Source organism: Mesorhizobium sp. WSM4823, from assembly GCF_055811195.1.
The window spans coordinates 287,000-312,477 of record NZ_JBVVQL010000007.1 but is presented as its reverse complement, the minus strand read 5'-3'; the positions used below and the strand labels follow the sequence as shown (position 1 = coordinate 312,477).

The 25,478-nt window shown below is 63.8% G+C and carries 25 protein-coding genes and 1 pseudogene; 16 read left to right on the top strand and 10 right to left on the bottom strand.

Annotated elements, in window-relative coordinates; all coding sequences use genetic code 11:
• Positions 1-75 precede the first annotated feature (75 nt).
• Entirely contained in the window at positions 76-534 is a 459-nt protein-coding gene (locus tag AC0L26_RS20020; RefSeq protein WP_473634105.1) for a GNAT family N-acetyltransferase, read from the top strand.
• Positions 535-570: 36 nt separating this feature from the next.
• Here AC0L26_RS20020 and AC0L26_RS20015 read toward each other — a convergent pair whose 3' ends face one another.
• Positions 571-1,503: a dimethylarginine dimethylaminohydrolase family protein gene (locus tag AC0L26_RS20015; RefSeq protein WP_065006680.1), complete on the bottom strand. Its 933-nt coding sequence runs from the start codon at positions 1,501-1,503 to the stop codon at positions 571-573.
• 22 nt (positions 1,504-1,525) lie between these two features.
• Positions 1,526-3,121, bottom strand: coding sequence for a zinc-binding metallopeptidase family protein (locus AC0L26_RS20010; protein WP_473634104.1), 1,596 nt, complete (start codon positions 3,119-3,121; stop codon positions 1,526-1,528).
• A 75-nt stretch (positions 3,122-3,196) separates the two neighbouring features.
• On the opposite strand from AC0L26_RS20010, the gene AC0L26_RS20005 reads away from it, so the two are divergent.
• The 5 genes from AC0L26_RS20005 (at position 3,197) to AC0L26_RS19985 (ending at position 8,308) form a co-directional block, all read left to right on the top strand.
• Positions 3,197-4,081 carry a LysR substrate-binding domain-containing protein gene (locus AC0L26_RS20005; protein WP_473634103.1) on the top strand — a complete coding sequence of 295 codons (885 nt, stop codon included), beginning with the start codon at positions 3,197-3,199 and terminating at the stop codon, positions 4,079-4,081.
• Between the two features lie 283 nt (positions 4,082-4,364).
• The gene (locus AC0L26_RS20000) at positions 4,365-5,459 is read left to right on the top strand and encodes an ABC transporter ATP-binding protein (RefSeq protein WP_473634102.1); all 1,095 of its coding nucleotides are present in this window, start codon (positions 4,365-4,367) and stop codon (positions 5,457-5,459) included.
• Positions 5,460-5,528: 69 nt separating this feature from the next.
• Complete coding sequence (locus AC0L26_RS19995; RefSeq protein WP_473634101.1) at positions 5,529-6,644, top strand: ABC transporter substrate-binding protein; 1,116 nt, start codon at positions 5,529-5,531, stop codon at positions 6,642-6,644.
• 24 nt (positions 6,645-6,668) lie between these two features.
• Positions 6,669-7,502, top strand: coding sequence for an ABC transporter permease (locus tag AC0L26_RS19990; RefSeq protein ID WP_473634100.1), 834 nt, complete (start codon positions 6,669-6,671; stop codon positions 7,500-7,502).
• Positions 7,502-8,308 carry an ABC transporter permease gene (locus tag AC0L26_RS19985; RefSeq protein WP_473634099.1) on the top strand — a complete coding sequence of 269 codons (807 nt, stop codon included), beginning with the start codon at positions 7,502-7,504 and terminating at the stop codon, positions 8,306-8,308. Before AC0L26_RS19990 ends, AC0L26_RS19985 begins: the two co-directional genes overlap by 1 nt.
• A 68-nt stretch (positions 8,309-8,376) precedes the next feature.
• Here the strand turns inward: AC0L26_RS19985 and AC0L26_RS19980 are convergent, their stop codons facing one another.
• The 4 genes from AC0L26_RS19980 to AC0L26_RS19965 all read right to left on the bottom strand — a co-directional run bounded on the left by AC0L26_RS19980 (position 8,377) and on the right by AC0L26_RS19965 (position 12,088).
• The gene (locus AC0L26_RS19980) at positions 8,377-8,685 is read right to left on the bottom strand and encodes a HigA family addiction module antitoxin (RefSeq protein ID WP_352455430.1); all 309 of its coding nucleotides are present in this window, start codon (positions 8,683-8,685) and stop codon (positions 8,377-8,379) included.
• Between the two features lie 25 nt (positions 8,686-8,710).
• Positions 8,711-8,989, bottom strand: a complete 279-nt coding sequence (locus tag AC0L26_RS19975; RefSeq protein WP_473634098.1) for a type II toxin-antitoxin system RelE/ParE family toxin — start codon at positions 8,987-8,989, stop codon at positions 8,711-8,713.
• A gap of 194 nt (positions 8,990-9,183) precedes the next feature.
• Positions 9,184-10,263 carry a glycosyltransferase family 2 protein gene (locus AC0L26_RS19970; RefSeq protein ID WP_473634097.1) on the bottom strand — a complete coding sequence of 360 codons (1,080 nt, stop codon included), beginning with the start codon at positions 10,261-10,263 and terminating at the stop codon, positions 9,184-9,186.
• Between the two features lie 493 nt (positions 10,264-10,756).
• Entirely contained in the window at positions 10,757-12,088 is a 1,332-nt protein-coding gene (locus tag AC0L26_RS19965) for a dicarboxylate/amino acid:cation symporter (protein ID WP_473634096.1), read from the bottom strand.
• Between the two features lie 241 nt (positions 12,089-12,329).
• Here AC0L26_RS19965 and AC0L26_RS19960 point away from each other — a divergent pair, with 241 nt between their 5' ends.
• Both AC0L26_RS19960 and AC0L26_RS19955 read left to right on the top strand, forming a co-directional pair.
• Positions 12,330-14,186 carry a sensor histidine kinase gene (locus tag AC0L26_RS19960; protein WP_473634095.1) on the top strand — a complete coding sequence of 619 codons (1,857 nt, stop codon included), beginning with the start codon at positions 12,330-12,332 and terminating at the stop codon, positions 14,184-14,186.
• 13 nt (positions 14,187-14,199) lie between these two features.
• Positions 14,200-15,555, top strand: a complete 1,356-nt coding sequence (locus AC0L26_RS19955) for a sigma-54-dependent transcriptional regulator (protein ID WP_473634094.1) — start codon at positions 14,200-14,202, stop codon at positions 15,553-15,555.
• Positions 15,556-15,585: 30 nt separating this feature from the next.
• Here AC0L26_RS19955 and AC0L26_RS19950 read toward each other — a convergent pair whose 3' ends face one another.
• Entirely contained in the window at positions 15,586-16,113 is a 528-nt protein-coding gene (locus AC0L26_RS19950) for a carboxymuconolactone decarboxylase family protein (RefSeq protein ID WP_473634093.1), read from the bottom strand.
• 44 nt (positions 16,114-16,157) lie between these two features.
• A complete protein-coding gene (locus AC0L26_RS19945) occupies positions 16,158-16,583 on the bottom strand; it encodes an OsmC family protein (RefSeq protein WP_473634092.1) in 426 nt (141 codons plus the stop codon).
• Between the two features lie 222 nt (positions 16,584-16,805).
• Here AC0L26_RS19945 and AC0L26_RS19940 point away from each other — a divergent pair, with 222 nt between their 5' ends.
• On the top strand, positions 16,806-17,531 hold the full coding sequence (locus tag AC0L26_RS19940; RefSeq protein ID WP_473634091.1) for a 3-keto-5-aminohexanoate cleavage protein: 726 nt from the start codon (positions 16,806-16,808) through the stop codon (positions 17,529-17,531).
• A 45-nt stretch (positions 17,532-17,576) separates the two neighbouring features.
• Here the strand turns inward: AC0L26_RS19940 and AC0L26_RS19935 are convergent.
• A pseudogene (locus tag AC0L26_RS19935) lies at positions 17,577-18,390 on the bottom strand (NAD(P)H-dependent oxidoreductase).
• Between the two features lie 93 nt (positions 18,391-18,483).
• Here AC0L26_RS19935 and AC0L26_RS19930 point away from each other — a divergent pair.
• The 7 genes from AC0L26_RS19930 to AC0L26_RS19900 all read left to right on the top strand — a co-directional run bounded on the left by AC0L26_RS19930 (position 18,484) and on the right by AC0L26_RS19900 (position 24,341).
• Positions 18,484-19,407, top strand: coding sequence for a LysR family transcriptional regulator (locus AC0L26_RS19930; RefSeq protein WP_473634090.1), 924 nt, complete (start codon positions 18,484-18,486; stop codon positions 19,405-19,407).
• Positions 19,408-19,552: 145 nt separating this feature from the next.
• Positions 19,553-20,089 carry an Lrp/AsnC family transcriptional regulator gene (locus tag AC0L26_RS19925; RefSeq protein ID WP_473634089.1) on the top strand — a complete coding sequence of 179 codons (537 nt, stop codon included), beginning with the start codon at positions 19,553-19,555 and terminating at the stop codon, positions 20,087-20,089.
• Positions 20,086-21,249 carry a saccharopine dehydrogenase family protein gene (locus AC0L26_RS19920; RefSeq protein ID WP_473634088.1) on the top strand — a complete coding sequence of 388 codons (1,164 nt, stop codon included), beginning with the start codon at positions 20,086-20,088 and terminating at the stop codon, positions 21,247-21,249. The genes AC0L26_RS19925 and AC0L26_RS19920 overlap by 4 nt, the downstream gene beginning before the upstream one ends.
• A 107-nt stretch (positions 21,250-21,356) precedes the next feature.
• Positions 21,357-22,145, top strand: coding sequence for an ABC transporter substrate-binding protein (locus AC0L26_RS19915; protein ID WP_473634124.1), 789 nt, complete (start codon positions 21,357-21,359; stop codon positions 22,143-22,145).
• Between the two features lie 95 nt (positions 22,146-22,240).
• Positions 22,241-22,912 (top strand): amino acid ABC transporter permease, encoded by a 672-nt coding sequence (locus tag AC0L26_RS19910; RefSeq protein ID WP_126105565.1) that lies wholly within the window; start codon positions 22,241-22,243, stop codon positions 22,910-22,912.
• On the top strand, positions 22,909-23,583 hold the full coding sequence (locus AC0L26_RS19905) for an amino acid ABC transporter permease (RefSeq protein ID WP_292220187.1): 675 nt from the start codon (positions 22,909-22,911) through the stop codon (positions 23,581-23,583). Before AC0L26_RS19910 ends, AC0L26_RS19905 begins: the two co-directional genes overlap by 4 nt.
• Before the next feature lie 29 nt (positions 23,584-23,612).
• A complete protein-coding gene (locus tag AC0L26_RS19900) occupies positions 23,613-24,341 on the top strand; it encodes an amino acid ABC transporter ATP-binding protein (protein ID WP_473634087.1) in 729 nt (242 codons plus the stop codon).
• 32 nt (positions 24,342-24,373) lie between these two features.
• Here AC0L26_RS19900 and AC0L26_RS19895 read toward each other — a convergent pair whose 3' ends face one another.
• A complete protein-coding gene (locus AC0L26_RS19895; RefSeq protein WP_473634086.1) occupies positions 24,374-25,375 on the bottom strand; it encodes an NADP-dependent oxidoreductase in 1,002 nt (333 codons plus the stop codon).
• Between the last annotated feature and the right edge of the window lie 103 nt (positions 25,376-25,478).

The window sequence follows — 25,478 nt, the reverse complement described above, 5'->3', positions numbered from 1 at the left end:
GAGCGGACGGGCGCCGATCGAGCCGGCATTTGCATTGACCATCCCTGCCCTATGTTGCGGCAATGGAGGAGCGCCATGCGATACCGAAACGACAGCGGAGAATGGACCGTCCGGCTGACGCATGCAACGGACCTCCGGGCCCCGAACCTCCAGGCAAAGGAACGGGCCGCCGCTTCTCTCTACCGCTACAATATCGAAAAGACCGGGATCGACGACAGAATGCCGATCGGCGCAGAGCTTTGCAGCTCTTCGGGAGAGGTATTGGGCGGCCTTTGGGGCCGGACCGAGCTTGGGCTGTTGTTTCTCGACATGTTTTTCCTGCCGGAGCTCGTACGCGGGAAATCGCAAGGTGCACGGCTTCTCGCGGCGGTAGAGGAGGAAGCGAGAAGCCGCGGCTGCAAGCGCGCCGTCGTCGAGACAAGCAGCTTCCAGGCTCCGGATTTCTACCTCCGGCACGGCTACGACGAAATTGGCCGGGTTGAGTTCGGCGACGACCGTCACGCCCGCATTTTCTTGCGCAAGACGCTGGAATAAGGCGCCGCTGTCAGGCCCGGCTTCGCACCTGCCCCCTCACGCCGGCTCGCGCTTCAGCGCTTGCGCCATGCAGTGGATGCCGCCGCCGGTCTTCGAGATCTCGCTCATGTCGACCGCCGCAACCTCGAAGCCGCGTGCCTTGAGCTGACCGATCAGCGTCTGGCTGGACGTCGGCGCGATCACCCTGTCCTTGCCCAGCGACATGAAGTTGCAGCCGAGCGCCATCGTGTCCTGGAACGGCACGTCGATGATCTCATGGCCCTTGCCCTTCAGCCAGTCGACGATGCCCGGCTCCGTGCAGGCGAGGCAGACGGCCGTCAGTTTTTCGGCGATCGGCACCACCATCAGGTCGATATGGACGTAGTACTCGTCGATGAAGGCGATGCGGGTCTCCCAGCCTTCCTTATCGAACCAGGCCTGAACCTGGCGGGCGCCTTCTTCTTGAGTGCGGGCGCCGCCGCAGCCGATCAGCACCACACCGTCCTCGATGACGTTGAAGTCGCCGCCTTCGAAAGTGCCTGCGGTGACCATATCGTAGATCGGGATGCCGAGCTTCTCATAAGTGCGGATCGCCGCGTAGTTCTCGCCGCGCCGCCACCAATTGGCCATCGCGGTGATGATGACGCCGTACGGCGTCATCACGCTGGAATCGCGGGAGTAGACCTGCATCGGCAGTTCCGGCGTCGGCTCGTGCCAGTGGATGTTGACGCCGAAATGCTCGTAGGCGGCAACCAGGTCCTTGTGCTGCGCCTGCGCGATCTGGACGTTGCACGGCGCCTCGCGCAGATGCTTGCGCGACAGCGAGCTGGTCGAGAGGTGGCGCAGGAAATTGGGCGAGCCGAGCAGCACGTCGGTCAGGACATCGGTCTCGTTGGCAAAGCCCCAAGTGGTCAGCGGCTTGGTGCCGCCGGCCGGGTTGCGGCGCTGCAACGAAAACGGTTCTGCGACGATGCGGTCATGAACGGTCATGGGATTCTCCTGGCTTGGGTGATCACGCGGGTTGCGGGTTGCTTGGTATCCACCAGTCCCGTCCGCGCGGGGTGGTGACATATTCCGGCCAGCGGAAATGGATCGGCGGGTCGTAGTCGCAGAGCGGCGCGATCCAGTTCGAGCCGCCGATGCCGCCGCCGGTGCGGCTGACGAATTCGTCCATCGCCGCATCGCGGGCGGACTTGTCTTCCAGCAGGCGAAGTGCTGCCAGCGCGATCGTCTTCGCGGCACAGGTGACCATCGGATCGATCGTCGCAGAAATGCCGCCCAGCGCGTTCATCACCCAGGACGGATAGGCGTGGCCACTCCCAGAACGCAGCGCCGGGCGGGCTACATAGAACCGCGCCGTCGGCGCATGCCACGACATGTCGGTATAATCGTCTGAGGTCGAGTTGATTTGCGATGGCGGCAGGTCGCGGCGCAGGATCGCCTCTGCCTCCCGCGGTGCAATCAGCTGCTCCATCTCGGCGATGAACGGCTCGTCGGTCGCCGTGCCGCCGGCATTGACCTGGATTTCGCGGGCGATTGCCTTGGCCGCCTCGTCCCAGCGCGGCGGCCCGACTGTCGACAGCGCTTCATAGGCAATATCAGCCATGGCGTGATTGGCCAGCCCCGGCCGCGACTTCGACACCCAGTGCCGCTCATGGCGGCAGCCGCTCATTTTCGCGGCGGCTTCCGCATTGCGGTCGAGCACAGCGGTCACCTGCTCGGCCATCGCCAAGGTCGGCGCGCGGATCATGTACTGGATCTCCGCCAGCCCGGCCGGCAGATTGTCGGCGGTAGCCTGCCCCGCCGTCAGGATCGCCTCGCTGATCGACCAGCCGCCCTGATGCGGCAGCATGGAATCGCGAAGCGCCTTGGACGCCATATACATCATCATGAGCGCGTCGTTAGCGCCTGGCGCCCTGACCGCCGAATGCGCCTGCGGGATCGGCGCGCCATCGCTTGCGCGAACCCAATTTTCGGGCTCGTCGCAGACGAAACGGTAGATCATCGCATAGGCCGCGCCGCAATGCGTGTCCCAGCGCGCCGTGTTGCAGAGCGGCAGCATGTAGAACGGATGGAAGGAGATCATGCCGGCGAGGCCATCGTAATAGCCCTTAGCCGCATGGATCGGCTTCGAGCCCCGCACCTTCTCCGCCGGCTCGCCGGTGAAGCGCAGCGTGCCCGGTATGCCGTGGCGCTGCATCGCCGCCTTGGCCGCCAAAAGCCCGCCCAGGCTGGCAATGCCGAGCCCGGAATGCGGATCGGTGTGGCCGCCGGCCTGTTCGCCGAGGCCAGGACGCGCTCGCTTGACGGTCGCCGCATCCTGGCAATTGCCGGGCACCGCGTCATACTCGGCATACATGCCGATTGTCGGCCCGGCGCCGTTGGTCCAGTGCGCGCAGAAGGCTGTGGGCATGCCGCCAGAGCCTTCCTCGACGGAAAAACCTTCATATTTCAGCCGCTCGACATACCACGCGGCCGACTGGTATTCGCGCCAGGCGGTCTCGCCGAAGTCGAAGATGGTCCTCGTCCACGCCGACAGCGACGGCTGGATATCGTCCAGACAAGCAAGCGCGGTCGCTTGGGCCGAGTTCGTCACCGGTTCCTCCATCGGTCAAAGAAAGCAGTGAAGCGCCTCGCCAAAAAGTGATATGTATTTCCGGCTCATGCAAATTCGGTTCACCTCTTGAGAATTCCCTCGACGCAGGCGCTGCGCGCCCTCGACAGTTTTGCCCGCCACGGCAGCGTCTGGCGCGCCGCCGACGAACTGCACCTGACCCGTAGCGCGGTTAGCCACCAGCTTCGCCTGCTCGAACGCGATCTCGGCTTCGATCTGCTCGAGCGCATCGGCAAGGGCGTGGCGCTCACCCCGCGCGGCCAGCGCTACGCCAGCGACGTGCGCAAGGCGTTGACGGTGCTGGGCGACGCGGTAACGCGCCATGCCGGCACCGGCGTCGGCGGCTCGTTCAGCGTCAGCTGCACGCCGGGCTTCGCCTCGCTGTTCCTGTGTACTCACATTGGCGAATTCCGGCAGATGTACCCCGATGTAGCGCTGCGCATCCTGACGCCGCGGCGGCTGGACGATGTCAGCAATGCCGAGGCCGACGCCTTCATCGCCTTTGGCGTCGGCAACTGGCCGAACCGCGCGGTCGAGCTGTTGTGCGAAATCTCGTTCACGCCGCTGTGCAGCCCGACGCTGCTCAACAAGATCGGCGGTTTTTCCAAGCCCGCCGACGTGCTGCGCGCCAATCTCCTGCATCTCGGCGACACCGAGGACTGGGCGCGTTGGCTGGCGCTGTCGAAGGTCGAGAATCCCGACATCGAGGGCGGCATCTTCTTTTCCGACATGAACCTGGTTTTCTCGGCGGCGATCGCCGGGCAGGGCATTGCCATGGGCGACGAACTGACCAGCCGCCGGGCGCTGAGCGAAGGCCGGCTGGTGCGCCCGTTCGACATCGCGATCAAATCGCCGCGCTCGTATTTTCTCGTGTCAGAGCATGCGAAGGCCGGGCATCCGGTGCTCGATGTATTCGTGAGATGGCTGAGGTCAAAGCTGTCGGAGAATAGCTAATCTCCCCCCTTGAGGGGGAGATGGCCGGCAGGCCAGAGGGGGTCGCCGCGCGTGAAGCGCCAACCTCCATCTGCGGCAGCAGGCTGAGTCCAGTCGGACCGACCCCCTCTGTCGCCTTCGGCGACATCTCCCCCTCAAGGGGGGAGATTGGCAGCAGCGTCCCGCTCGCCTCTCCAACGTCGACAACAGATGAATCAAATTTGCCGGTCCGGCGAAAACTATTCGGTTGCGGTGAGCCGCCGCCCTGCCCTACGATTTACCTCAGCGTGAGGACAAAGGCAGGATGCAGCAACCCGGCCGGGCCGCAGAGATCAAGGCAATCGGGATCGGCAAGAGCTTCGGCTCATTCCGTGCGCTGGACGATCTGACGCTCGATATCGGCCGCGGCGAGTTCCTGACCCTGCTCGGGCCGTCGGGCTCGGGCAAGACCACTTTCCTGATGATCCTTGCCGGTTTCGTGCAGCCGACCGACGGCCGCCTTTACAGCGACGGCGTCGACATCACCGAGCGGCCGGCCGAGCAGCGCGCCGCCGGCATGGTGTTCCAGGGCTACGCGCTGTTCCCGCATATGTCGGTCGAAGCCAACATCGCCTTCCCGCTTAAGGTGCGCAAGAAATCGGCCGCCGAGATCAAGCGACGCGTCGGCGAGATGATCGAGCGCGTCGGGCTGAAGGGCCACGAGAAGAAACTGCCGTCGCAATTGTCCGGCGGCCAGCAGCAGCGCGTGGCGCTGGCGCGTGCCTTGGTGTTCGAACCTGGTGTGCTTTTGCTCGACGAGCCGTTCTCGGCGCTCGACAAGGGCCTGCGCGGCCAGATGCAGGCCGAGATGAAGCGGCTGCACCAGGAGACCGGCACCACCTTCGTCTTCGTCACCCATGACCAGAGCGAGGCGCTGGCACTATCGTCGCGCGTCGCCATCTTCAACCACGGCAAATTGCTGCAGGTCGGCGCGCCTGACGAAGTCTACGACCGGCCGGCCAACCGCTTCGTTGCCGAGTTCCTCGGCGAGATCAACATGCTGCCGCTGAAGGGTGTGCGCAACGCCGACAATGGCGCCACCGGCCTGTGCGAAGACCGCACCATCAACCTGCGCGGCAATGCCAGCGCTGTCGGCAGCAATGCCATCCTGGCGATCCGGCCAGAATACATGTCGATCGCGCCCGAAGCGGCAGCGGGCGAGAACGGCATCGCCGCCACTGCGGTCGCCTCGACCTATCTCGGCGCTGCGACGCGGCTCGATCTGACGACGCGCCAGGGCGCCAAGGTGACGGTCTCGGTGCCGAACGAGGTTGCCGCTTCGGCACTCAGCAAGGGCAATTCCGTGTGGCTGACATGGCCGGCGGAAAAGGGCTTCCTCCTTCCGGACGGAGGACAATGACGATCGGCATGGCGAAGCTGAAATTCGCCAGGCTTTCGGGAAATATTAACGAAAAAAAGGGGAACTGACATGACAAACAAAACCAAGAAACACACCATCGAGACGTTGTCCGCCAGAGCCGTGCGCGGCGAGATTTCGCGCCGGCAGTTCACGCAGCTGGCTGCACTCGTGCTGGCCGGCACGCCGATGCTGCTGCGCTCGACCGATGCCTTCGCGCAAGCCAAGCAACTGGTGCTGGTCAACTGGGGCGGCGACGCCATCACCGCCTATGATGCGGCCTATGGCCAGGCCTTCACCAAGGAGACCGGCATCACCGTCAAGATGGATGGCTCGGGCCCGACCGAGGGCGCGATCGCGGCACAGTTCAAGAGCGGCGCTCCGACCTGGGACCTGGTCGACGTCGACCCGTTCTCGGCCATCACGCTGGGCAGCCAAGGCATGCTGGAGCCGATCGACTATTCGATCGTCGACAAGAAGAAGATGCGCGAAGGCTTCGGCTGGGAGCACGCCGCCTCGACCTATTTCTTTTCCTATGTCATCGCCTATGACGCCGAAAAGTTTGGCAGCCAGGCGCCGACCGGCATGGCCGATTTCTTCGACGTGGCGAAATTCCCCGGCAAGCGCTCGCTCTACAAATGGGGCGTATCGAGCTGGGAAGCCGCATTGCTCGCCGACGGCATCGCGCCGGCCTCGCTCTACCCGCTCGACCTCAAGCGCGCGCATGACAAGATCGCTGCCTTCAAGGAGAATGTCGTCGCCTATTGGGGCGGCGGCGCCGAAAGCCAGAGCGTGCTGCTCGACGGCGAGGCCTCGATGGCGATCGTCTGGTCGACCCGCGCCTCGCTGATCGAGCAGGATTCCGGCGGCAAGATCAAGTTTATCTGGGACCAGGGCCTGATCTCGCCCGGCGCGCTCGCCGTGCTGAAGGGCAATCCCGGCGGCAAGGAAGCGGCGATGAAGTTCATCGCCAGCGCCCAGGATCCGGAAAAGCAGCTGATCATGTTCGACAAGCTCGGCCAGGGCCCGGCCAATCCGGCCGCCGACGCGCTGATCCCCGCCGACAAGAAGCGCATCAACCCGGTCGACCCCGAAAACATGAAGAAGCAGATCGCGCTCGACATGGAGTGGTACGCCAAGAACTATGGGGCCGCGCTCGACGAATACACGAAGATCATCTCCGCCTGATCGACCGGGATAACCGGGGCTGAGATGAAAGCATATCTCTCCGACAGGACGGGCGCGGCGCTGTTGATGGCGCCGCTGCTCCTCTTCCTCGTGCTGGCCTATGCCTGGCCATTCCTGGGCGTCGTCAGATGGAGCTTCACCCTGCCCGAGCCGGGGCTCGGGCAGTATGGCACGCTGCTAAGCGACCCGCTGGTTCAGTCGGTGTTCATCCGCACGCTGCGCATCGCCGCAATCGTCACGATTGTTTCGGTTGCCGCCGCCTACGCCATCACCGTGGTCTGGGTGCGCGGCACGCCGGCGCAGCGTGTGGTCGCCGAGTTCTGCATCCTGGTGCCGTTCTGGATCTCGGTGCTGACGCGCGCTTTCGGATGGGTGGCGCTGCTGTCCAACCGCGGCCTGATCAACACTTGGCTGCAGGCGATCGGCTTTATCTCGGAACCGCTGACGCTGGTGCGTAACGAGTTCGGCGTCATCGTCGGCATGACGCATTTCCTCATTCCTTTCGCGGTGTTTCCGCTGGCATCTTCGATGCGCAGCCTCGACGACCGCGTGCTGCTGGCGGCGCGCGGCCTCGGCTCCAGCCGCATGCGCACCTTCTGGTCCGTCTTCGTGCCGATGACGCGCTCCGGCATCATCGGCTCGGCGCTCATCGTCTTCGTCTTTTCGCTCGGCTTCTTCGTGACGCCGGCGATCCTCGGCGGCGGCCGCAGCGTGATGATCGCAGAGCTGATCTATCTCCGCATCTTCCAAAGCCCGGACTGGGGCCTGGGTGCGGCGATCAGCGTGGTGCTGGTGCTGTTCGTCGGCGTGCTGATGGCGCTGCTGTTCCGCTATATCAGACCGAAGCAGATGATCTGATGCCGACCTATCGTCCCGGTCCCGTCTCGCTGATCCTCGCCGTTTTGGTGGCGCTGTTCCTGCTGTTGCCGCTGCTTGCCGTCATCCCGGTGTCGCTGACGCCGACCCGCATGCTGGCGATGCCATCAGGCGAATTGTCGCTGCGCCACTACCGGGCGCTGATCGAGGATCCGCGCTGGATCAACTCGATCCTGCTCTCGATCAGGATCGGCGTGGTCAGCAGCGCCTTCTCCACCGTGCTGGCGCTGTGCTTCAGCCTCGGCGTCTGGATGTTCCAGCCGCGCTTTACCGCCGCACTCGTCGGCTTCGTGCTGCTGCCGATGGTGGTGCCGCCGGTGGTCTCGGCGATCACGCTTTATTTCCTTTTGACCTCGATTTCCGGCGCCAGCTCGTTCTTCGGCTACGACACCTGGCTCGGTGTCGCCATGGCGCATGCGGTGATGACGGTGCCCTTTGCCACGGTGCTGATCCTGGTCTCGCTCAGCCAGCTCGACCGGCGCATCGACCTTGCCGCGCGCGGCCTTGGCGCCACCGTATGGGAGCGCGCCACCCGCATCATCATGCCCAACATCAAGTTCGGCATCATCACCGCCGCCCTTTTGTCCTTCGTGCTCTCCTGGGAAGAGATCGGCGTCACCTTATTCATCACCTCGGTCAACGCCATCACGCTACCCAGGCTGATGTGGATGGGCCTGCGCGACAACATCGACCCGGCGATCGCAGCACTCTCGGTGATCCTGATCATCATCACAGTGCTGGTGCTTGTGGTGCGCAGTGTTGTGGTCAGGCTGCGCGGGGCGCATTAGCGCAGGCAGGCCGGCCGCTACGCACCATCCCGAAGGCATCCTGCTGATGCGCTCGGGCTTGTTGTGTCTTAGGCAGCGTGCAGCCTTGGGATGGCGCTGACATCCACTTCGCGCTCCGCATGCCACGCATCATAAGCGGCCTGCATCCTGAGCCAGATCGCGGCGCCGTCGCCGAACATCTTTCCAAGACGGGCGGCGACAGCCGGCGACACCGGCTTCTTCTCACGGATGATGTCGTAAAGCTGCTGGCGCGAGATTCCGAGTAGGTTGGCGATTTCCACCTTGGTCTTTCCGGTTGCCGGGATAATGTCGTCAAGCAGCGCTCCAGGGTGGGATGGGCAGCGCTCCATCGGACGCATCGGCTCATACACGCTCATCTCCGACTTCTCCAATCTGGCCGCCTCAATGGTACTGTTCGAAATCGACGCGGGCGGCATCATTGGCGTCGAATTCGAATGTGATGCACCACGGCCCGTTGACATGCACTGTGTAGCGGGTCGGGTTGAAGCCCTTCAAAGGGTGGAAGTCAAAACCGGGCAGGTCCATGTTTTCAGGCCTTTCCGAGACTTCCAAACGGTCAAGCCGAGCAAGAATGCGCTTATGCATCTTGGCGTCGATCTTCCCGGTCTTTCCCGTTTGAAAGAGTTCCGCCAGCGCCTTGTGCTTGAACGATTTGATCATGCAACATGTAAGCATGCTGCTTACGCAGGTCAACCAGATGTAAGCAAATAATTTACAGGCGATCCAAATTGTCGGAGGCGATGATCGCACCCGATCCAGAATGGACATTGAATAGCGGCGCAGTTTCGAACGCGTCAGCGACCACGACGCTTGGCCCGGACCGGCCGGCTTGGCGGAGCTATGTCACGGCATCGCTACCCCATGGCGTGGCGGATAGTCTTGGACAGACGACTGAGGAATGCCGGTCTCGACGATGCGTCGAGCTTCCACGACAGCACTGCCGTCGCCATTTTCCGCGGCAACACCCCGACCGACAGGAACCAGGCGGCAAGGACGGCGCGCCGGCGCAGCGACGCTGACATTTCAAGGCTGGCGACGGCGCCGGCCGCCCCGAGCGCCAGACGGGAATCGTCGGCTACGGGGTGCTGGCCCCTGTCTGCGCAGAGCGACGCCAGCCGCTCTTCCAGGTGAACCGGATCGTGGCGGACAGCTTCTGACGGCACGATGGTCAGGCCGATCCCGGAAGCCTGGTCCGACAGCGCCTGCATGCGGCGGAAATCGTGGGTTACTCTCCAGCGTGCCCGCTCGGCGAGCTTTTCACCGAACACCGAATGGTTGGCGCCGTGGATCCGGTAGGCGCCTAAGCATTCGTCGATGGACTGGACGTGCCCGTACATGGGCGCCAGCGTTGCAAGATAGCCATCGGCGCCCTGGCGGAACTCCAGCTCCGGAATCGGCATGATCGATTCCAGGGTTGCGCGGTCAAAGGCCAGCCCGCTGGTCACGGTTGTCTGATAGCGGCCCTTGTGAAGCAGTTTCGGCATGACGTCGCCGCTATCGAAGGGCAGTTCGGGCGGCGGAAAGACATCCTTGATGCCTTCTTGCTTGGTGCCTTGTCGTTCGTCGACGATATGCAGCCTGGATTGCACCTGGGCGGTTGCCGCGTCCCAGGTGTCCACAATCGTCGAGACGGCAGTTGGATACAGATAATCGTCGGCGTCGAGGAAGAGGACTATCTTGCCCGAACTTGCCGCAAAGCCGGTGTTGAAGGCGGCGGCATGCCCGCCATTTTTCTCTCGGGGGCAGGCAAGGATCCTGTCGCCATAGGATTTCATGATTGTCGTGGAATTGTCCTGCGATGCATCATCGACGACGATGACTTCGACATCCGCGTAGTCCTGCTCCAGCGCACTATCGATGCTGCGTTTGAGGAACCGCGCGTAATTGTAGTTCGGGATGATGATGGATACCGGAATCCTCGGGACGGGCTGCATCGCGTTTGACCTCACATCTTGCTTTGGTTTCGGCAAAGGCCCGCTCACGGGCCTGCTTCCTCTTCAAGCGCCCCCTCTTCAAGTGCCCGACGAGTTCCTGAGAGGAAAGCCTGCGCCTTCCATCAGGAGACGGGTCACGTCTCTTGCGACTTCGTACTGAGGCCGCCATGCCTTCGAGGGCTGCCGCCTGGTCAGGGTTGTGGCAGCAAACGATCCGACGATTTCGGCCGGTCGCAACCGAGTCCGACGGAAATGTCCCGCCTTCGGTCGCGATCAGGTCGGGATCGAAGTGGGCGAGCGCCTTGAAGGCATGGCGGATAGTGGCCTTCAAATACGGCTGGAACAAGCCCCGCGCCGAGAACAAGGCTCACAAGCCTGTTACATCTGACGCGGCGCGCAGCGGCGTGGCCTGTTGATAATCGCAGATGTTGGAGATTGGCGGCGGCTGTCCCGAAGCCGGCGGCAAGCCGGCTTCGGACCATGCAGCCAACAGTCAGGCGGGTTGCAGCCCGGGCAGCGACAGGTCGACTTCTTCGGGCAAGTCGCCGGCCATCGCGGCGGCGAACTTGGTCTGGTCGAGTTCGCCTTCCCAACGCGCCACGACCACGGTCGCCACCGCGTTGCCGATGAAGTTGGTCAGCGCCCGGCACTCCGACATGAAGCGATCGACGCCGAGGATCAGCGCCATGCCGGCAACCGGCACCGTGGGTACGACCGAGAGCGTTGCGGCCAGCGTGATGAAGCCGGCGCCGGTGATGCCGGCAGCGCCCTTGGAGCTCAGCATGGCGACGGCGAGCAGCAGGATCTGGTCGCCGAAGGTGAGCGGCGTGTCGGTCGCCTGCGCGATGAACAGGGCGGCCAGCGTCATGTAGATGTTGGTACCGTCGAGGTTGAAGGAGTAGCCGGTCGGGATGACCAGTCCGACCACCGAGCGGTTGCAGCCGGCGCGCTCCATCTTGGCCATCAGACCCGGCAATGCCGCTTCCGAGGACGAGGTGCCGAGCACCAGCAGCAGCTCCTCCTTGATGTAGCGGACCAGTGCCAGGATCGAGAAGCCGTTGTAGCGGGCGACAGCGCCAAGCACGACCAGCACGAACAAAAGCGCGGTCAGGTAGAATGTGCCGATCAGCATGGCGAGGTTGGCGATCGAGCCGATGCCGTATTTGCCGATGGTGAAGGCCATGGCGCCGAAGGCGCCGATCGGCGCAGCCTTCATCAGGATGGCGACTAAGCGAAAGATCGGTGTCGTCAGCGCCTGCAGGAAATCGACGACCGGACGGCCGCGATCGCCGACCATAGCCAAGGCAACGCCGAACAGCACCGAGAAGAACAGCACCTGCAGGATGTCGCCCTTCGCGAAAGCGCCGGTGATCGTGTCAGGGATGATGTTCATCAGGAAACCGACGATACTGGTGTCGTGCGCTTTTTCGGCATAGGTCGCCACCTGCTTGGCGTCGAGCGTGGCCGGATTGATGTGCATGCCGGCGCCGGGCTGGACGACATTGGAGACGACGAGACCGACGACAAGCGCCAGCGTCGAGAATGTCAGGAAATAGATCATCGCCTTGCCGGCGACGCGGCCGACCTTCTGCAGGTCGGAAACGCCGGCGATGCCGGTCGCTACCGTGAGGAAGATCACTGGCGCGATCACCATCTTCACCAGCTTGATGAAGGCGTCGCCGAACGGCTTCATCGCCTCACCGGTTTCGGGATAGAAATGGCCGAGAAGCACGCCGGCGGCGATCGCCGCCAGCACCTGCACATAGAGATGCCGGTAGAAGGGAAGTTTGCCGCGCGGCTCGGCGGCAGCGAATGCTGTCTGCATGACGTCCTCCATTGTGCTCCGATCGAAAGCTCGACCTCCCGGAGCAATTGCATTGACCACCCCCAGCAGCCTCACGACCGCTGAATTCGTGTTAGCAACTGCCGTGCCAAGCGCACGAAAAAGAGCCAGCACTTTGATTTTATTTAATATTCAAGAACTCACGAGGTCGCTTCGCGCACAGAAAGTGCGGATATTCGCATAGCCGAATTGTGCTTTGTGCGAAATCATGCACAAATGGGTGATGCTGCAACGCCCCGCCGCTGCCTTGTCGACGCCCGAGCAACTCGGCAGGCGGGCGCGCCGTGCGTGGCTGCTGTTTGCGGTCATCGCCCTTGCGATCGCCACGGCCGCACTTTACGGCGCCGGTCTCTATGGCCGCGCCACGGAGCTTGGGGCACTGGCGGCGCAGGGCCGCACCGACGCCAATCTGAAGGTCGCGCTGCTGCGCGCCGTGCTGGAAAGCCCCCGCGCCCTGCCCCTGCTTTTGTCGGAAGACCAGCAGGTGCGCGACGCGCTGTCACAGAAAAGCAATGCGGCGGTCGATGTGCTGAACCGCAAGCTCGACGGGCTGGTCTCCGGCACCAAGGCTTCGGTGCTCTATGTCATCGGCACCGACGGGCTGGCGATCGCCTCCAGCAACTGGCGCGAGCCGATCAGCTTCGTCGGCAACGACTACCGGTTCCGCGATTATTTCTCAGGAGCAATGCAATCGGGTACCGCTGAATATTTCGCGCTCGGCAATGTCAGCAAACGCCCCGGCCTCTACATCTCGCGACGCGTCGGCGATGCTGCCGCACCGCTCGGCGTCGTCGTCGTCAAGGCGGAGTTCGATCAGCTCGAGGCCGACTGGCACGAGGCAAACCGGCCGGCCTATGTCAGCGACGAGAAGGGCGTCGTCCTGATCACCAGCGTGCCGTCCTGGCGCTTTATGACGACCGGGCGGCTGGCCGGGCCCGATCTTGCCACCATCCAGGGCAGCCAGCAGTTCGGCGACGCACCGCTGATGCCGTTGCCGATCACGCGCGCCCAGGCACTCAGCCCTGATATGTCGATCGTCCACGCGGTGACGCCCGGCGGCAGCGACGCGGAATATCTCAGGCTTTCAACGCCAGTCCCTTCGACCCCCTGGCGGCTCGACTATCTCGTTCCGGCTGAAGCGCCGATCGCCGCCGCGATCCGTGAAATGCGACTGCTGGCGCTCGGCGTCATCGTTCCGTTGCTCGGCTTTGCCGCGTATCTGTTGTGGCGCCGCCAGTCGGGACAAATGCGGATCGCAGCCGAACAGGCCGCGCGCACCGAGCTCGAACGCCGCGTCGTCGAACGCACCGAGGATCTGAGCCGCGCCCGCGACCGGCTACAGGCCGAGATATCAGGCCATCGCAGCACGGAAGCCAAGCTGCAGGTGGTGCAGCAGGATCTGGTTCAGGCCAACCGCCTCGCCATCCTCGGCCAGGTCGCCGCCGGCGTCGCCCATGAGATCAACCAGCCGGTCGCCACCATCCGCGCCTATGCCGACAACGCCCGCACCTTCCTCGACCGCAAGCAGACTTCGCCGGTCGAGGAAAATCTCGGCGCCATCGCCGCGCTGACCGAACGCATCGGTACTATCACCGAGGAGCTGAAGGCCTTTGCTCGTAAGGGCCGCACCGCCGCCGAGCCGGTGGAATTGCGCAGCATCATCGAAGGCGCCGTCGTGCTCTTGAGGAGCCGCTTTGCCGGCCGGCTCGACGCACTCGCCATCGACCTGCCGCCACCTGCCCTCAAGGTCATGGGCAACCGGGTCCGGCTCGAACAGGTGCTGATCAACCTCTTCCAGAACGCGCTGGAGGCGCTGGAAGGCCGCGACGACGCTCGGGTGCAGGTTTCGGTCGAAGACACAGCGGACGGCGTGACGGTCGGCGTGTCCGACAACGGACCGGGCATTCCGCCAGCGATTCTCAGATCGCTGTTCACGCCGTTCAACACGTCGAAGGAAAAAGGTCTCGGCCTTGGCCTCGTCATCTCGAAGGATATCGTCTCCGATTATGGCGGACGCATCGAGGTTTCGAGCGACGACAACGGCACCCGCTTCACCATCCATCTCTTGAAAGCAGCGTAATGGCCAAGGCAGTATGACGAACGACGACGCAGCGCCGGTCATCCTGATCGATGACGACAGCGATCTCCTGAAGGCCACGGCGCAGACGCTTGAGCTTGCCGGCTTTTCGGTCTCCGCTTTTTCGGCGGCGGCCGAGGCCCTGGCCAGGCTCGACGCCGGTTTTGGCGGCGTGGTGGTATCAGATATCCGGATGCCTGAGATCGACGGCTTGCTGCTTTTCGACCGCGTCCTGCGGCTGGATGCGGACATTCCGGTCATCCTCGTTACCGGCCATGGCGACATCGCCATGGCGGTCAAGGCGATCAAGGACGGCGCCTACGATTTCATCACAAAGCCCTTCGCCGCCGACCGCCTGGTGCAAAGCGTGCGCCGCGCGGCGGAAAAGCGCCGCCTGGTGATGGAAAACCGCGCCTTGCGCGAGGCGGCCGGAGAAGCGCAGGACGGCCTGCCGCTGATCGGCCAGACGCCGGCGATGGAAAGGCTGCGCCGCACGCTGCGTCAGATCGCCGACACCGATGTCGACGTGCTGGTGACCGGCGAAACCGGTTCCGGCAAGGAGGTGGTGGCGAGCCTTCTGCATCGCTGGAGCCGCCGCGCCAGGGGCAATTTCGTCGCGCTGAATTGCGGCACGCTGCCGGAGACGGTCATCGAGAGCGAATTGTTCGGCCACCAGGCTGGCGCCTTCACCGGCGCGCAGAAGAAGCGGATCGGCCGCATCGAACATGCCAGCGGCGGCACGCTGTTCCTCGACGAGATCGAAAGCATGCCGGTCTCGACGCAGGTGCAGATGCTGCGCGTGCTGGAGATGCGCGAGGTCACCCCGCTCGGCACCAACGAAATGCGGCCCGTCGACCTGCGCGTGGTTGCGGCCGCCAAGGTCGATCTCGGCGATCCGCACCAGCGCGGCACGTTCCGCGAGGACCTCTACTACCGCCTCAACGTGGTGACGATTTCCATCCCGCCGCTGCGCGAGCGCCGCGACGACGTCGCCTTGCTGTTCTTCTATTTCGCCGAGCGCGCCGCCGCCCGCTTCCGGCGCCCGGTGCCGGCAATACCGGCCTCGGTGCACCGCCATCTCAGGGAGCATGACTGGCCGGGCAATGTGCGCGAACTTGCGCATTTCGCCGAGCGGCTTGTGCTTGGATTGGAGGAAGACGCTGCGACGTCATCCCCTGCCCCAGCCCAGCCGGACGCCGCCATGAAACTGCCGGAGCGGCTGGAACGCTACGAGGCCGACATCATCCGCGAGACTCTTGGCCGCAACGAGGGCGACGTCAGGCGTACGATCGAGGCGCTGGGGATTCCGCGCAAGACCTTCTACGACAAGCTCCAGCGCCACGGCATCGTGCGCAGCGAGTTTTCCAGATAGAGGTCGCCCAGCGCGGTGGTTTCGATTGCCTCAGGCCTTCTTGCGGTAAGGCTCGAGCTCCGGATCGAGGTCGACGCTCACCGCATTGGTGAACACGGTCGTCGCCACCATGATGCCGGCGAAAGCGACCAGATTGACGAGCAGCGGCTCATGGTAGCGGGCTTTCAGTTCGGCCCAGATCTCATCGGGAATAGCATTGGCGTCAGTCGCGATGGCCTTGCCGAAGGCAATCAGCAGCGCTTCATCGGCCGTCGGCTGGATGCTCTCCGGATCGAGCCCCATATCGATCAGCGCGCGGCGAAAGAAGGTCACCGGCACCTCGGCCCGGCACACTGCGGAAATCGTCAGCGAAAACAGCCAGATGGCGCGATCGTCGAGATCAGACCGCAGCAGGTCGCGCAAGGTGAACCACTCGGCATAGATGCGATGGGCAGCGGGCGAATGCAGCAGGATGCGCTTCATGTTCGTCATCCGGCCGCGCAAGCGCAATTCCTCGTCGTGCGCCGCGCGGATTTCAGGCGAGGCGGTGTCATAGTCGATCGGGGAAATACGTGCCATGGGCGGCCTCGGAGGATACGTGAAATTAGCCAACAAGGATGCGATCAGCCGGCGAGCGTAGTGACAAGCTCGGGCGTCTCACGCAGCGTGTTGCTGACCGTGCAGATCGTTTCGGCGTCCTCGACGATCCGCCTTTTTACGGCCTCGTCGAGATCGCCCGATATGTCGAGTGTGATCGTGACGCGGCCGACGCGGGAAACGTCGCCCGCCGCCTTTTCGCCGCTCACATCGGCGCGGACGTCGCCGAGGCTGGCGGCGACACCCATGCGCATGGCAGCGATCCGCGCGCTCAGCACCATGCAGGCGGCCACGGAGGCATATAGAAGGTCGAGCGGATTGAAGCCCGGCGCGCTGACACCGGTCACGACGTCGACCATGCCGCCGGTCGGCGTGGTGACGACAGGCAAGCTGCCCGGCGACAGCACGGCAACCGCGCCGGTGGTTCGGGTCCTGACCTTGAGCTCACTCATTTCTAAAATATCCTTTCGGCCGGCCGGGCATGACGTTGCTCCTGGCGTGCTCGGGGCCGGATACCGCAGCATCCGCTGACGATCGTCAAGATAGCCGATCTCAGCAGTGCTGCTTGAACTTCCCAATATGCGTCATCCGTTGTCAGGAATGCGCACCGGGCCGATTCCGGATTTCGCGGGCGTGCGCTAGACTGGTTGCAACCGCAACCGGGCCGCCATCTCATGATTGTCCAGACCTGCATCAATGGCGCGCGCAGCGCCGACTTCCACCCGCAGCTGCCGCTTGACGCGGACGCCATGGCGCGCGACGGCGCGGCCTGCGTCGCCGCCGGTGCCGCCGAGCTGCATGTCCATGCACGCGGGCCCGATCGCCGCGAAAGCCTCGCACCTGAGGCGATGGATCGCACCATCCTTGCCCTCCGCCGCGCCTGCCCGGGAACGCTGATCGGCGTGTCGACCGGCGCCTGGATCGAGAACGATGACGAGCGGACGCTTGCCGCGATCACCGGCTGGAGTGAGCTGCCCGACTATGCCTCGGTCAATCTCAGCGAAAAGGCCGCCGCCGAGGTCATGGACTGCCTGCGCCAGCGCGGCATCGGCATCGAAGCCGGGCTCGCCTCCGTCCCTGATGCCGAGCGCCTGGTCCGGCTCGATCATGGCAGCCAGGTGCTGCGCATCCTGATCGAGATCTCCGAGCAGGAACTGGACGTGGCATGGGAAGTCAGCGACGGCATCGCGGCGGTGCTCGACAGCGCCGGGCTGCGTCGCGCCATCCTGCTGCACGGCGCCGACGCCACGGTCTGGCCGTTCGTGCACCGGGCGGCGGAACGCCACTGGTCGACGCGTGTCGGGCTGGAAGATGGCAAGCAGCTTCCGGACGGCACTACGGCATCAGGCAATGCCGCACTGACGGCTGCTGCCGTCGCGATCTTCCAGGCCGGTCGCTGATTTGTCCCACAGGTTTCCTGACCATCATCATTTCGGGATCCTGCGTCAGGCCACGTCCCGCAAAGTCGAACGCGGGGTCGCCGACTTGGCGCGATCCTCGTGAAGCGCGAAGCCCGTTGCCCCCGGATCGCCCAGTTCGGGGCGGAGCTGCATGCTCGGGATGTGATAGTCCCCGCCATTCTGCTGCCGATAGGGAATCGGCCGGGTTGTCTCGAGCGTCCGCATCCTTTCGCGCAGGCGTTCCGCGACAGGCTCGAAGTCGGCCTCCCCGAAACGGTCCACTCTGTAGATCACGAACGGCGGCAGCACGTCGTAGCCCGGATAGTAGAGGATCCCGTGATTGATCGGGAACAGCAGGTCGTCGATCGGGCCGTTGACGCCGCGGGCGGCATAATGCTCCTCCCACCCGCCGGCGGTCACAATCAGCATCGCGCGCTTGCCGGCGAGTGTTCCCTCACCAAAGCGGTCACCCCATCGCTTGTCGCTGTGCTCGCCGACACCATAGGCGAAGCCGTAGGCGTACACCCGGTCGACCCAGCCCTTGAGGATCGCCGGCATGGCGTACCACCACAGCGGGAACTGGAGGATCAGCGTGTCGGCCCACAGCAGCTTGTCGATTTCCGCTTTAACGTCATCGGTCAATGTATTGGTCGCAAAAGCTTTTTTGGAGGCCCCAGCCGGCATCGGGCGGCCACGACGGAAAATCGGCACGGTCCACCTCGGATTTCCAGCCATCGGCATGGAGGTCCGATATCAGCACCTCGTGGCCCTGGGCCTCGAGTTCCCTGATGGCGACGTCACGCAGTGCGCCGTTGAGCGAACGCGGTTCAGGATGGGCAAAAACAAGCAGGACTTTCATGGGTCAACTCCGAAGGAAGGACGATTGGTGCAAAGGTAGCCAGCCCCGGGCTGATCCGCTATATCCAGGTAATGCATAAGATTAAGCCGAATAATGGATAAATCCGACGTCACGCTCGAGCGCATGCGCACCTTCGTTCGCGTCGCCGAGCGCGGCAGCCTCTCGGCGGTGGCGCGAGAGCTCGGCGTTGGGCAATCGACGGTCACACGGCATCTGCGGGAGCTCGAGGAGGCCATCGGCGTGCCCTTGCTCAGCAGGACCACCCGGCGTGTCACGATGACCGATGAAGGCGCCCGTTACTATGCCGACGCCGTCCTGATCCTGCGCCTCGTCGAGCAGGCCGGCGATGAGGCGCGGGGCACGCGCGGCGCGGCGGCCGGCACGATCCGGATATCCTGCACGGCGGCGCTCGGGGTCTTGCACGTCAGCCGACTGATCTTCGCCTTCCAGGACCGCTATCTCGACATCGGGATCGATCTCAGCCTCACCGACGAGCGCATCGACCTTGTGCGGGAGGGCGTCGACATCGCGCTTCGCCTGGGCCCGCTCACCGACAGCTCGATGAAGCTGCGGGCGCTCGGCCAATCCCGACGTCTGCTGGTGGCGGCGCCAGCCTATCTGGCGGCGCGGGGCAGACCGGCTGTTCCGCAGGATCTGCCTGGCCATGAAGGCATCCGGATGTCGAACATCGCGGGAAGCGACACGCTCGCCCTGCAGGGACCGGCGGGCGAACGCCATGCGGTGCCTTTTGGCGGCCGATTTCGGGTGGACCATGGACTTGCCGCGCGCGAGGCCCTTATCGCCGGACGCGGTATCGCGCCCGCCCATCACTGGCTTGTCGACGATCTTCTGGCAGCCGGCCGGCTGGAAGTGGTCCTGCCAGGCTATTCCCCGCCTCCCGTACCGCTAAGCATGCTGATCGTCCCGGAGCGCGCGGGCATTGCCCGGGTCCGGCTGCTGGTCGACTTTCTCGCCGAGCGGATCGGCGGCATTCCGGGGATCGAGAAGCCGCGTTAGTCGGCATGCCGCCTTCCCGGACACACCGTTCGCCTTGTTGACAGGCGGCCGAACGCTCTTGCGATTTCAAAAGATACACCCTAAGCTGTTTTCATATCAGAAAGAAAAAACCATAAATTCTTTCCATTTATGAAAGCCTGAGCGTTTGCGGGAACATCTCGATCAGACCGACCGGCGACTGGTCAAGCTGCTGTCGCAGGATGCGCAGCTTGGCGTCAATCGCCTCGCCGAGAAGATGGCCGTCTCGGTGCCTACGGTGCGCATGCGCTTGCGCAACCTCTTGGACCGCAACCTGCTCAAGATCGTCGGGCTGCTTAACCTGACCGAGCGCCCCGAACTGATCTCGGCCATCGTCGGCATCAATGCGCAGGGGCGCGGCCGGGCGCGGGAACTGGCGCAGCGTATCTGCGAGCTGCCTTTCGTGAACTCGGCCTCGGTGGTCACCGGACGCTTCGACATCATCGTCGACGTCACCGTAGCTGGCGATGTCGCCGACCTCTACCGCGTCACCAGCGAGCTGATTCCCGGTGCCGGCGAGCCGGGCGAAGTCGTGCGCAGTGAGACCTTCGTCGTCATGGCCTCCTGCAACAAATGGGTCAGCCTGCCGGAAGGCTGCTGGTCGGACGAGAGCAAGCGCGACGAAACTGGGCGGCCCGAAACCGGCCGGAAGGAAATGCCATGAAGATCGCGGTTCTCGGTGGCCTCGGCCTGCAAGGCCGGGCGGCAATCGCCGATCTCGTCGCCAGCGCCGATGTCGAAGAGGTGGTCTGCGTCGATACCGCGCCGGATGGGGCAGCCCGGCTTGGCGGCCTGACTGATCTTGCCCGTGTGCGTTTCGTCGTGCCCGAAGGTGCGATCGGTCCAGTATTGGCTAATGTGCTGACAGGTGTCGACGCCGCCATCGACCTGTTGCCGCAGCCGCTGATGCGCGAAGCGGTGCAGGCGGCGATCGCGACGCGCACGCCACTGGTCACCACCAATTACGGCAAGACGATCGCCGACCTTGCCCCGGCAGCGGAAAAAGCCGGCGTCTCGATCATGACAGAATGCGGGCTCGACCCCGGCATCGACCTCGTGCTCTACGCGCGCGCTGCGAAGCAGTTCGACGCCATCACCGCGATCGATTCCTATTGCGGCGGCATCCCCGAACCGAAGGCGATGGCCAAGCCGCTGTGCTACAAGGTGAGCTGGAACTTCGACATGGTTCTGGTCAGCCAGAACCGCGACAGCGTGCTGGTCGAGGACGGCCGACGGGTCGAGGTGCCGGCCGGCCGCCAGCACGACAATCCGTTCATCCATCAGATCGAGGTCGAGGGGCTGGGCAGGTTGGAAGCCTTCCCCAATGGCGACGCGCCGCATTATGCTGGCATGCTTGCCGCCGCCAAGGGGTTGCAGCGCTCCGGCCGCTATTCGCTGCGCTGGCCCGGCTGGTCGGCGTTCTGGGCGCCGCTGAAGGAGCTTGGCTTCCTTTCCGAAGACAAGGTGCCCGGCGTTGGCGCCAGCCCGCGCGAATTTCTCGGCCGGCTGCTCGGACCGCAACTGCAATATGGCGCCGACGAAAAGGACCTTTGCGTAATGCGCAACGTCTTTGCCGGCACCCAAGGCGGCCGCCGCAAGACGGTGACGTCGGACCTGATCATCGAACGCGATCTCGCCTCCGGCCTGTTCGGCATGAGCCTCGGCGTCGGCTATCCCGCCAGCATCGTGGCGCAGATGCTGGCGCGGAGCGAAATTACCGAGCCCGGCCTGCTCAACCCGCTGCTGCATGTGCCTGACGGCCGCTTCCTCGACGAATTGGCCCGGCGCGGTATACGGGTATCCGAAACGACCAGCTGGGATTGAAGGATTTTCGAACGGTGGCCGCCGCCGGCAACGGCGCTGCCGCTCAAAAAGCACCCAGGACGGGTGAAATAACAAACGACAACAAGGAGGAATACTCGATGAAGCCAATGAAGATTGCCAAACTTTTCATCGCAGGCCTTGCGCTCGCCGGCCTCACTGCCGCCGCCAACGCCGGAACGCTCGACGAGATCACCAAGCGCGGCGAATTGCGCGTTGCCGTGCAGACGCAAGGACCGCCCTTCTCCCTGGTCGGCGCTGCCGGCGAACGCACTGGCAGTTCGGTCGAGCTTGCCGAACTGATGGCCAAGGAAATGGGGGTCAAGATCACCTTCCTCGATTTCGACTGGGACGGGCTGATCCCGGCGTTGCTGTCGGGCAAGGCCGATCTTCTGGTCGCCGACATGACGCCGACGCTGGCTCGAGCCATGAAGGTCGCTTTCACCAAACCTTACATGTACACGGGCAGCACGGTCTTCACCAAAGCCGACGGCAAGTTCAAATCCACCGAGGACTGCAAGGCCAAGGGCACCAAGATCGCCGTGTTGCTCGGCGCGACCGGCGAGAAGGAGGCCAAGAAGGCCTTCCCCGACGCCGACATCAAGAGCTACAAGGGCGGCGGCCCGCTGCTGCTTGACGCTGTCAACAACGGCCAGGCCGATTGCGGCGTCAACGACGTCTCCGCGGTCAAGGGTCAGTCGACCGCCTATCCGGCCGGCAGCTTCACCATCATGCCGGACATGCTGTCGAAGGAGCCGCTGGCCTTCGCCACCCGCTATGACGAGCAGGACCTGCTGACCTGGATGAACCTGTTCCTCGACCAGGTCAGCCTCGACGGCCGCCTGCAGAAGAACCTCGACTACTGGGTCAATTCCGAAGACTGGAAGAAAGATCACTGAGTAGAGCGAATAGGGAGTAGGGAGTAGGGAGTAGTAAAGCGCTACTCGCTACTCGCTACTCGCTACTCGCTACTCGCTACTCGCCATTCACCGCCATGCTCGAAAACTTCAGCTTCCGCACCATCGTCGAATATCTGCCCTTGTTCGGGCAGGGCCTCGTCACGACCGTGTGGCTGTCTGTCCTCTCCTTTGCCGGGGCGCTCGCCGTCGGCATCGTGCTCGCCGCCATGAACCTGCAGCGCGGGCGGCTGTTCCGCATCCCGGCCAAGGCCTATATCGACGCGGTGCGCGCCACGCCCTTGCTGGCGCAGCTCTATTTCCTCTATTTCGGCCTGCCGCGGCTCGGCATCATCCTGCCTGAGCTCGTCGTCGGTATCCTCGCTTTGTCGCTGAACAGCGGCGCCTATGTCGCCGAGATCATCCGCGCCGGCATCCTGTCGATCCCGCGCGGCCAGGTCGAGGCCGGCGTCGCCTCGGGGATGACCTATGTCCAGCGCATGCGCCTGGTCATCCTGCCGCAGGCGTTCAAGGTGACGATCCCGCCGCTGCTCGGACAGGCGATCGTGCTGGTCAAGGATTCCGCTCTGCTGTCGCTGATTGCGGTCGCCGAACTGACGCGTGCCGGACAATTGCTCGCTTCCGACCGCTTTATGCCGGCAGAAGGTTTTATTACCATCGCTGCCTTTTACCTCCTGCTCTATTACGGGCTGAAGGGACTGGCGGCGCTGTCCGGGCGCTGGCTCGGCCTAGCGGGGGCACGGACATGATCTGGCAGCAACTGCAAAGCCTCGCCGGCAGCTATCCCCTCGCCTTGCGCGGCCTCGGCATGACTGTGATGCTGTCGCTGATCAGCCTGGTGCTAGGCACGTTAATCGGCTTTGGCCTCGGCATCCTTAGAACCGGCGGCAACCGGCTGATCAGCGGCGCGATCGGCGCCTGGGTCGACCTGATCCGCGGCACGCCGTTCCTGGTCCAGATCTTCCTGATCTTCTTCATCCTGCCGGAGCTCGGCATCGAGCTGGACGCCTTTACCGCCGGCATCATCGCACTGACCAATCTGGCCGCCTGCTTCATCTGCGAGATCGTCGTCGCCGGCATCCGCTCGGTGCCGACAGGTCAGGTCGAGGCAGCGCTGGCGTCCGGCCTGTCGCGCTGGCAACGCATGCGCCAGGTGGTGCTGCCGCAGGCGATGCGCATCGTGCTGCCGCCGCTGGTCGGGCAATATGTGCTGCTGATCAAGGACTCTTCCGTCGTCTCGGCCATCGGGCTCACCGACCTCACCCGCGTCGGCTGGCTGGTGGTGCAGCGTGTGCCGAACGGCCTGCTGGTCTTCTTCCTCGTCGGCCTCGGCTATTTCATCGTCTGCTATCCGCTGATCATGCTGGCCCGCCGGCTGGAGCAGCGCATGGGTGCGGCCCATGGCGAGGTGCAGTTATGACGTCGAACCGCAGCAAAAATGGTACCGGCATGATCGAGTTTCGCGGCGTCAACAAATGGTTCGGTGCGCTTAATGTGCTCAGGGATATCACGCTCAGCGTCGAGCCGCGCGAAGTGGTCGTCGTCTGCGGGCCGAGCGGCTCGGGCAAGAGCACCTTGATCCGCTGCATCAACGGCCTGGAGACGATCCGCGACGGCGACCTGGTGGTCGACGGCCAGCGCCTCGGCGACCCCGCCACCAACATGACGCGGCTGCGCACAGAGATCGGCTTCGTCTTCCAGTCCTTCAACCTCTATCCCCACAAGACGGCGCTCGAGAACGTCACGCTCGCTCCCATCCATGTGCGCAAGATCCCGCGCGCCGAGGCCGAGAAGGCCGGGCGCGAGCTGCTTGCCAAGGTCGGCCTTGCCGACAAGGTCAACGCCTATCCCGCGCAACTCTCAGGCGGCCAGCAGCAGCGCGTGGCGATCGCCCGCTGCCTCGGCATGCGCCCCAAGATCATGCTGTTCGACGAGCCGACCTCGGCGCTCGATCCCGAGATGATCTCGGAAGTGCTCGACGTCATGGTCGCGGTGGCCGAGGAAGGCATGACCATGATGGTGGTGACCCACGAGATGGGCTTTGCCCGCAAGGTCGCGCAGCGCGTGGTGTTCATGGATGCCGGCGCTATCGTCGAGAGCGGCACGCCGGACGAGTTCTTCTCGCATCCCAAGACTGACCGCAGCCGCGCTTTTCTGAGCAAGATCCTAAGGCATTAGGATTGCCGGAAGCGAAGGTCGTCGCCGCCAAGCTATTTGACCTTGATGACAACCTTGCCCTTGGCGCGGCCTTGCTCGATGTAGGCCAAGGCCTCATTGGTCAGCTCAAACGGGAAGACGCGATCTATGACCGGGAGGACAATGCCCGACTCGATGAGAGACGTGATCTTGGTCAACTGCGCGCCATTGGCGGCCATGAACAGGAACGAATATCGGACATCTGCGCGTTTGGCCCGTCTCCTGATGCCGGCGCTCAAAAGGCGTATAACCAGTCTCAGCACCATGTTCAGGCCCTTCTCCCTGGCAAACCCGGGATCGGGCGGACCGGAGATCGAAACGGCGAGGCCACCCGGCTTCAACACACGCAGCGACTTTTCGAGCGTCTTGTTGTCCTGGCTGTTCAGGACGACATCGTAGCCCGAAAGGACCTTCTCGAAGTCATCCTTCTTGTAGTCGATGATGACGTCGGCGCCCAATTTCCTGACCATGTCCACGTTCGACGCGCTTGTCGTCGTGGCGACCGTCGCGCCGAGGTGCTTTGCCAATTGAACGGCGAATGTCCCCACTCCGCCTGAGCCGGCCTGAATGAAGACCTTCTGTCCTTTCTTCAGCTTCGCCCTTTCAACCAGCGCCTGCCAAGCGGTCAGCCCCACCAGTGGAATGGACGCAGCCTCTTCCATGCTGAGGTTCTTCGGCTTCAGAGCCACGTCCGCATCGTTGATGGCGATGTACTCGGCGAAAGCCCCAATCCGACCGTCGCGCGGTCGCGCATAGACCTCGTCGCCCGGCTTGAACTGTCGGACTTTCGAACCGACGCGAATGACCGTTCCGGCCACGTCATGGCCGGCAACGAAGGGCCGGCGATAGGGCAGGATGAGTTTGAATTCTCCATCCCTGATCTTAGAGTCCAGCTGATTGACGCTGGCGGCATGGATCTGCACCAGCACGTCATTCTCCCCTACTTCCGTCTCTGGAACCTCTCCAAGCCGCAGGGGAGCGTTCTTTGCGTATCGATCGACGATGAAGGCCTTCATTGTAGCTTTCCCAAATCGAAGAGACCCGCAGTGGCGTGTCCCTATTGCATTACGACCATTTAGTGATATTATAATCATAATGCAATAGCTGATCGAAGGAGAA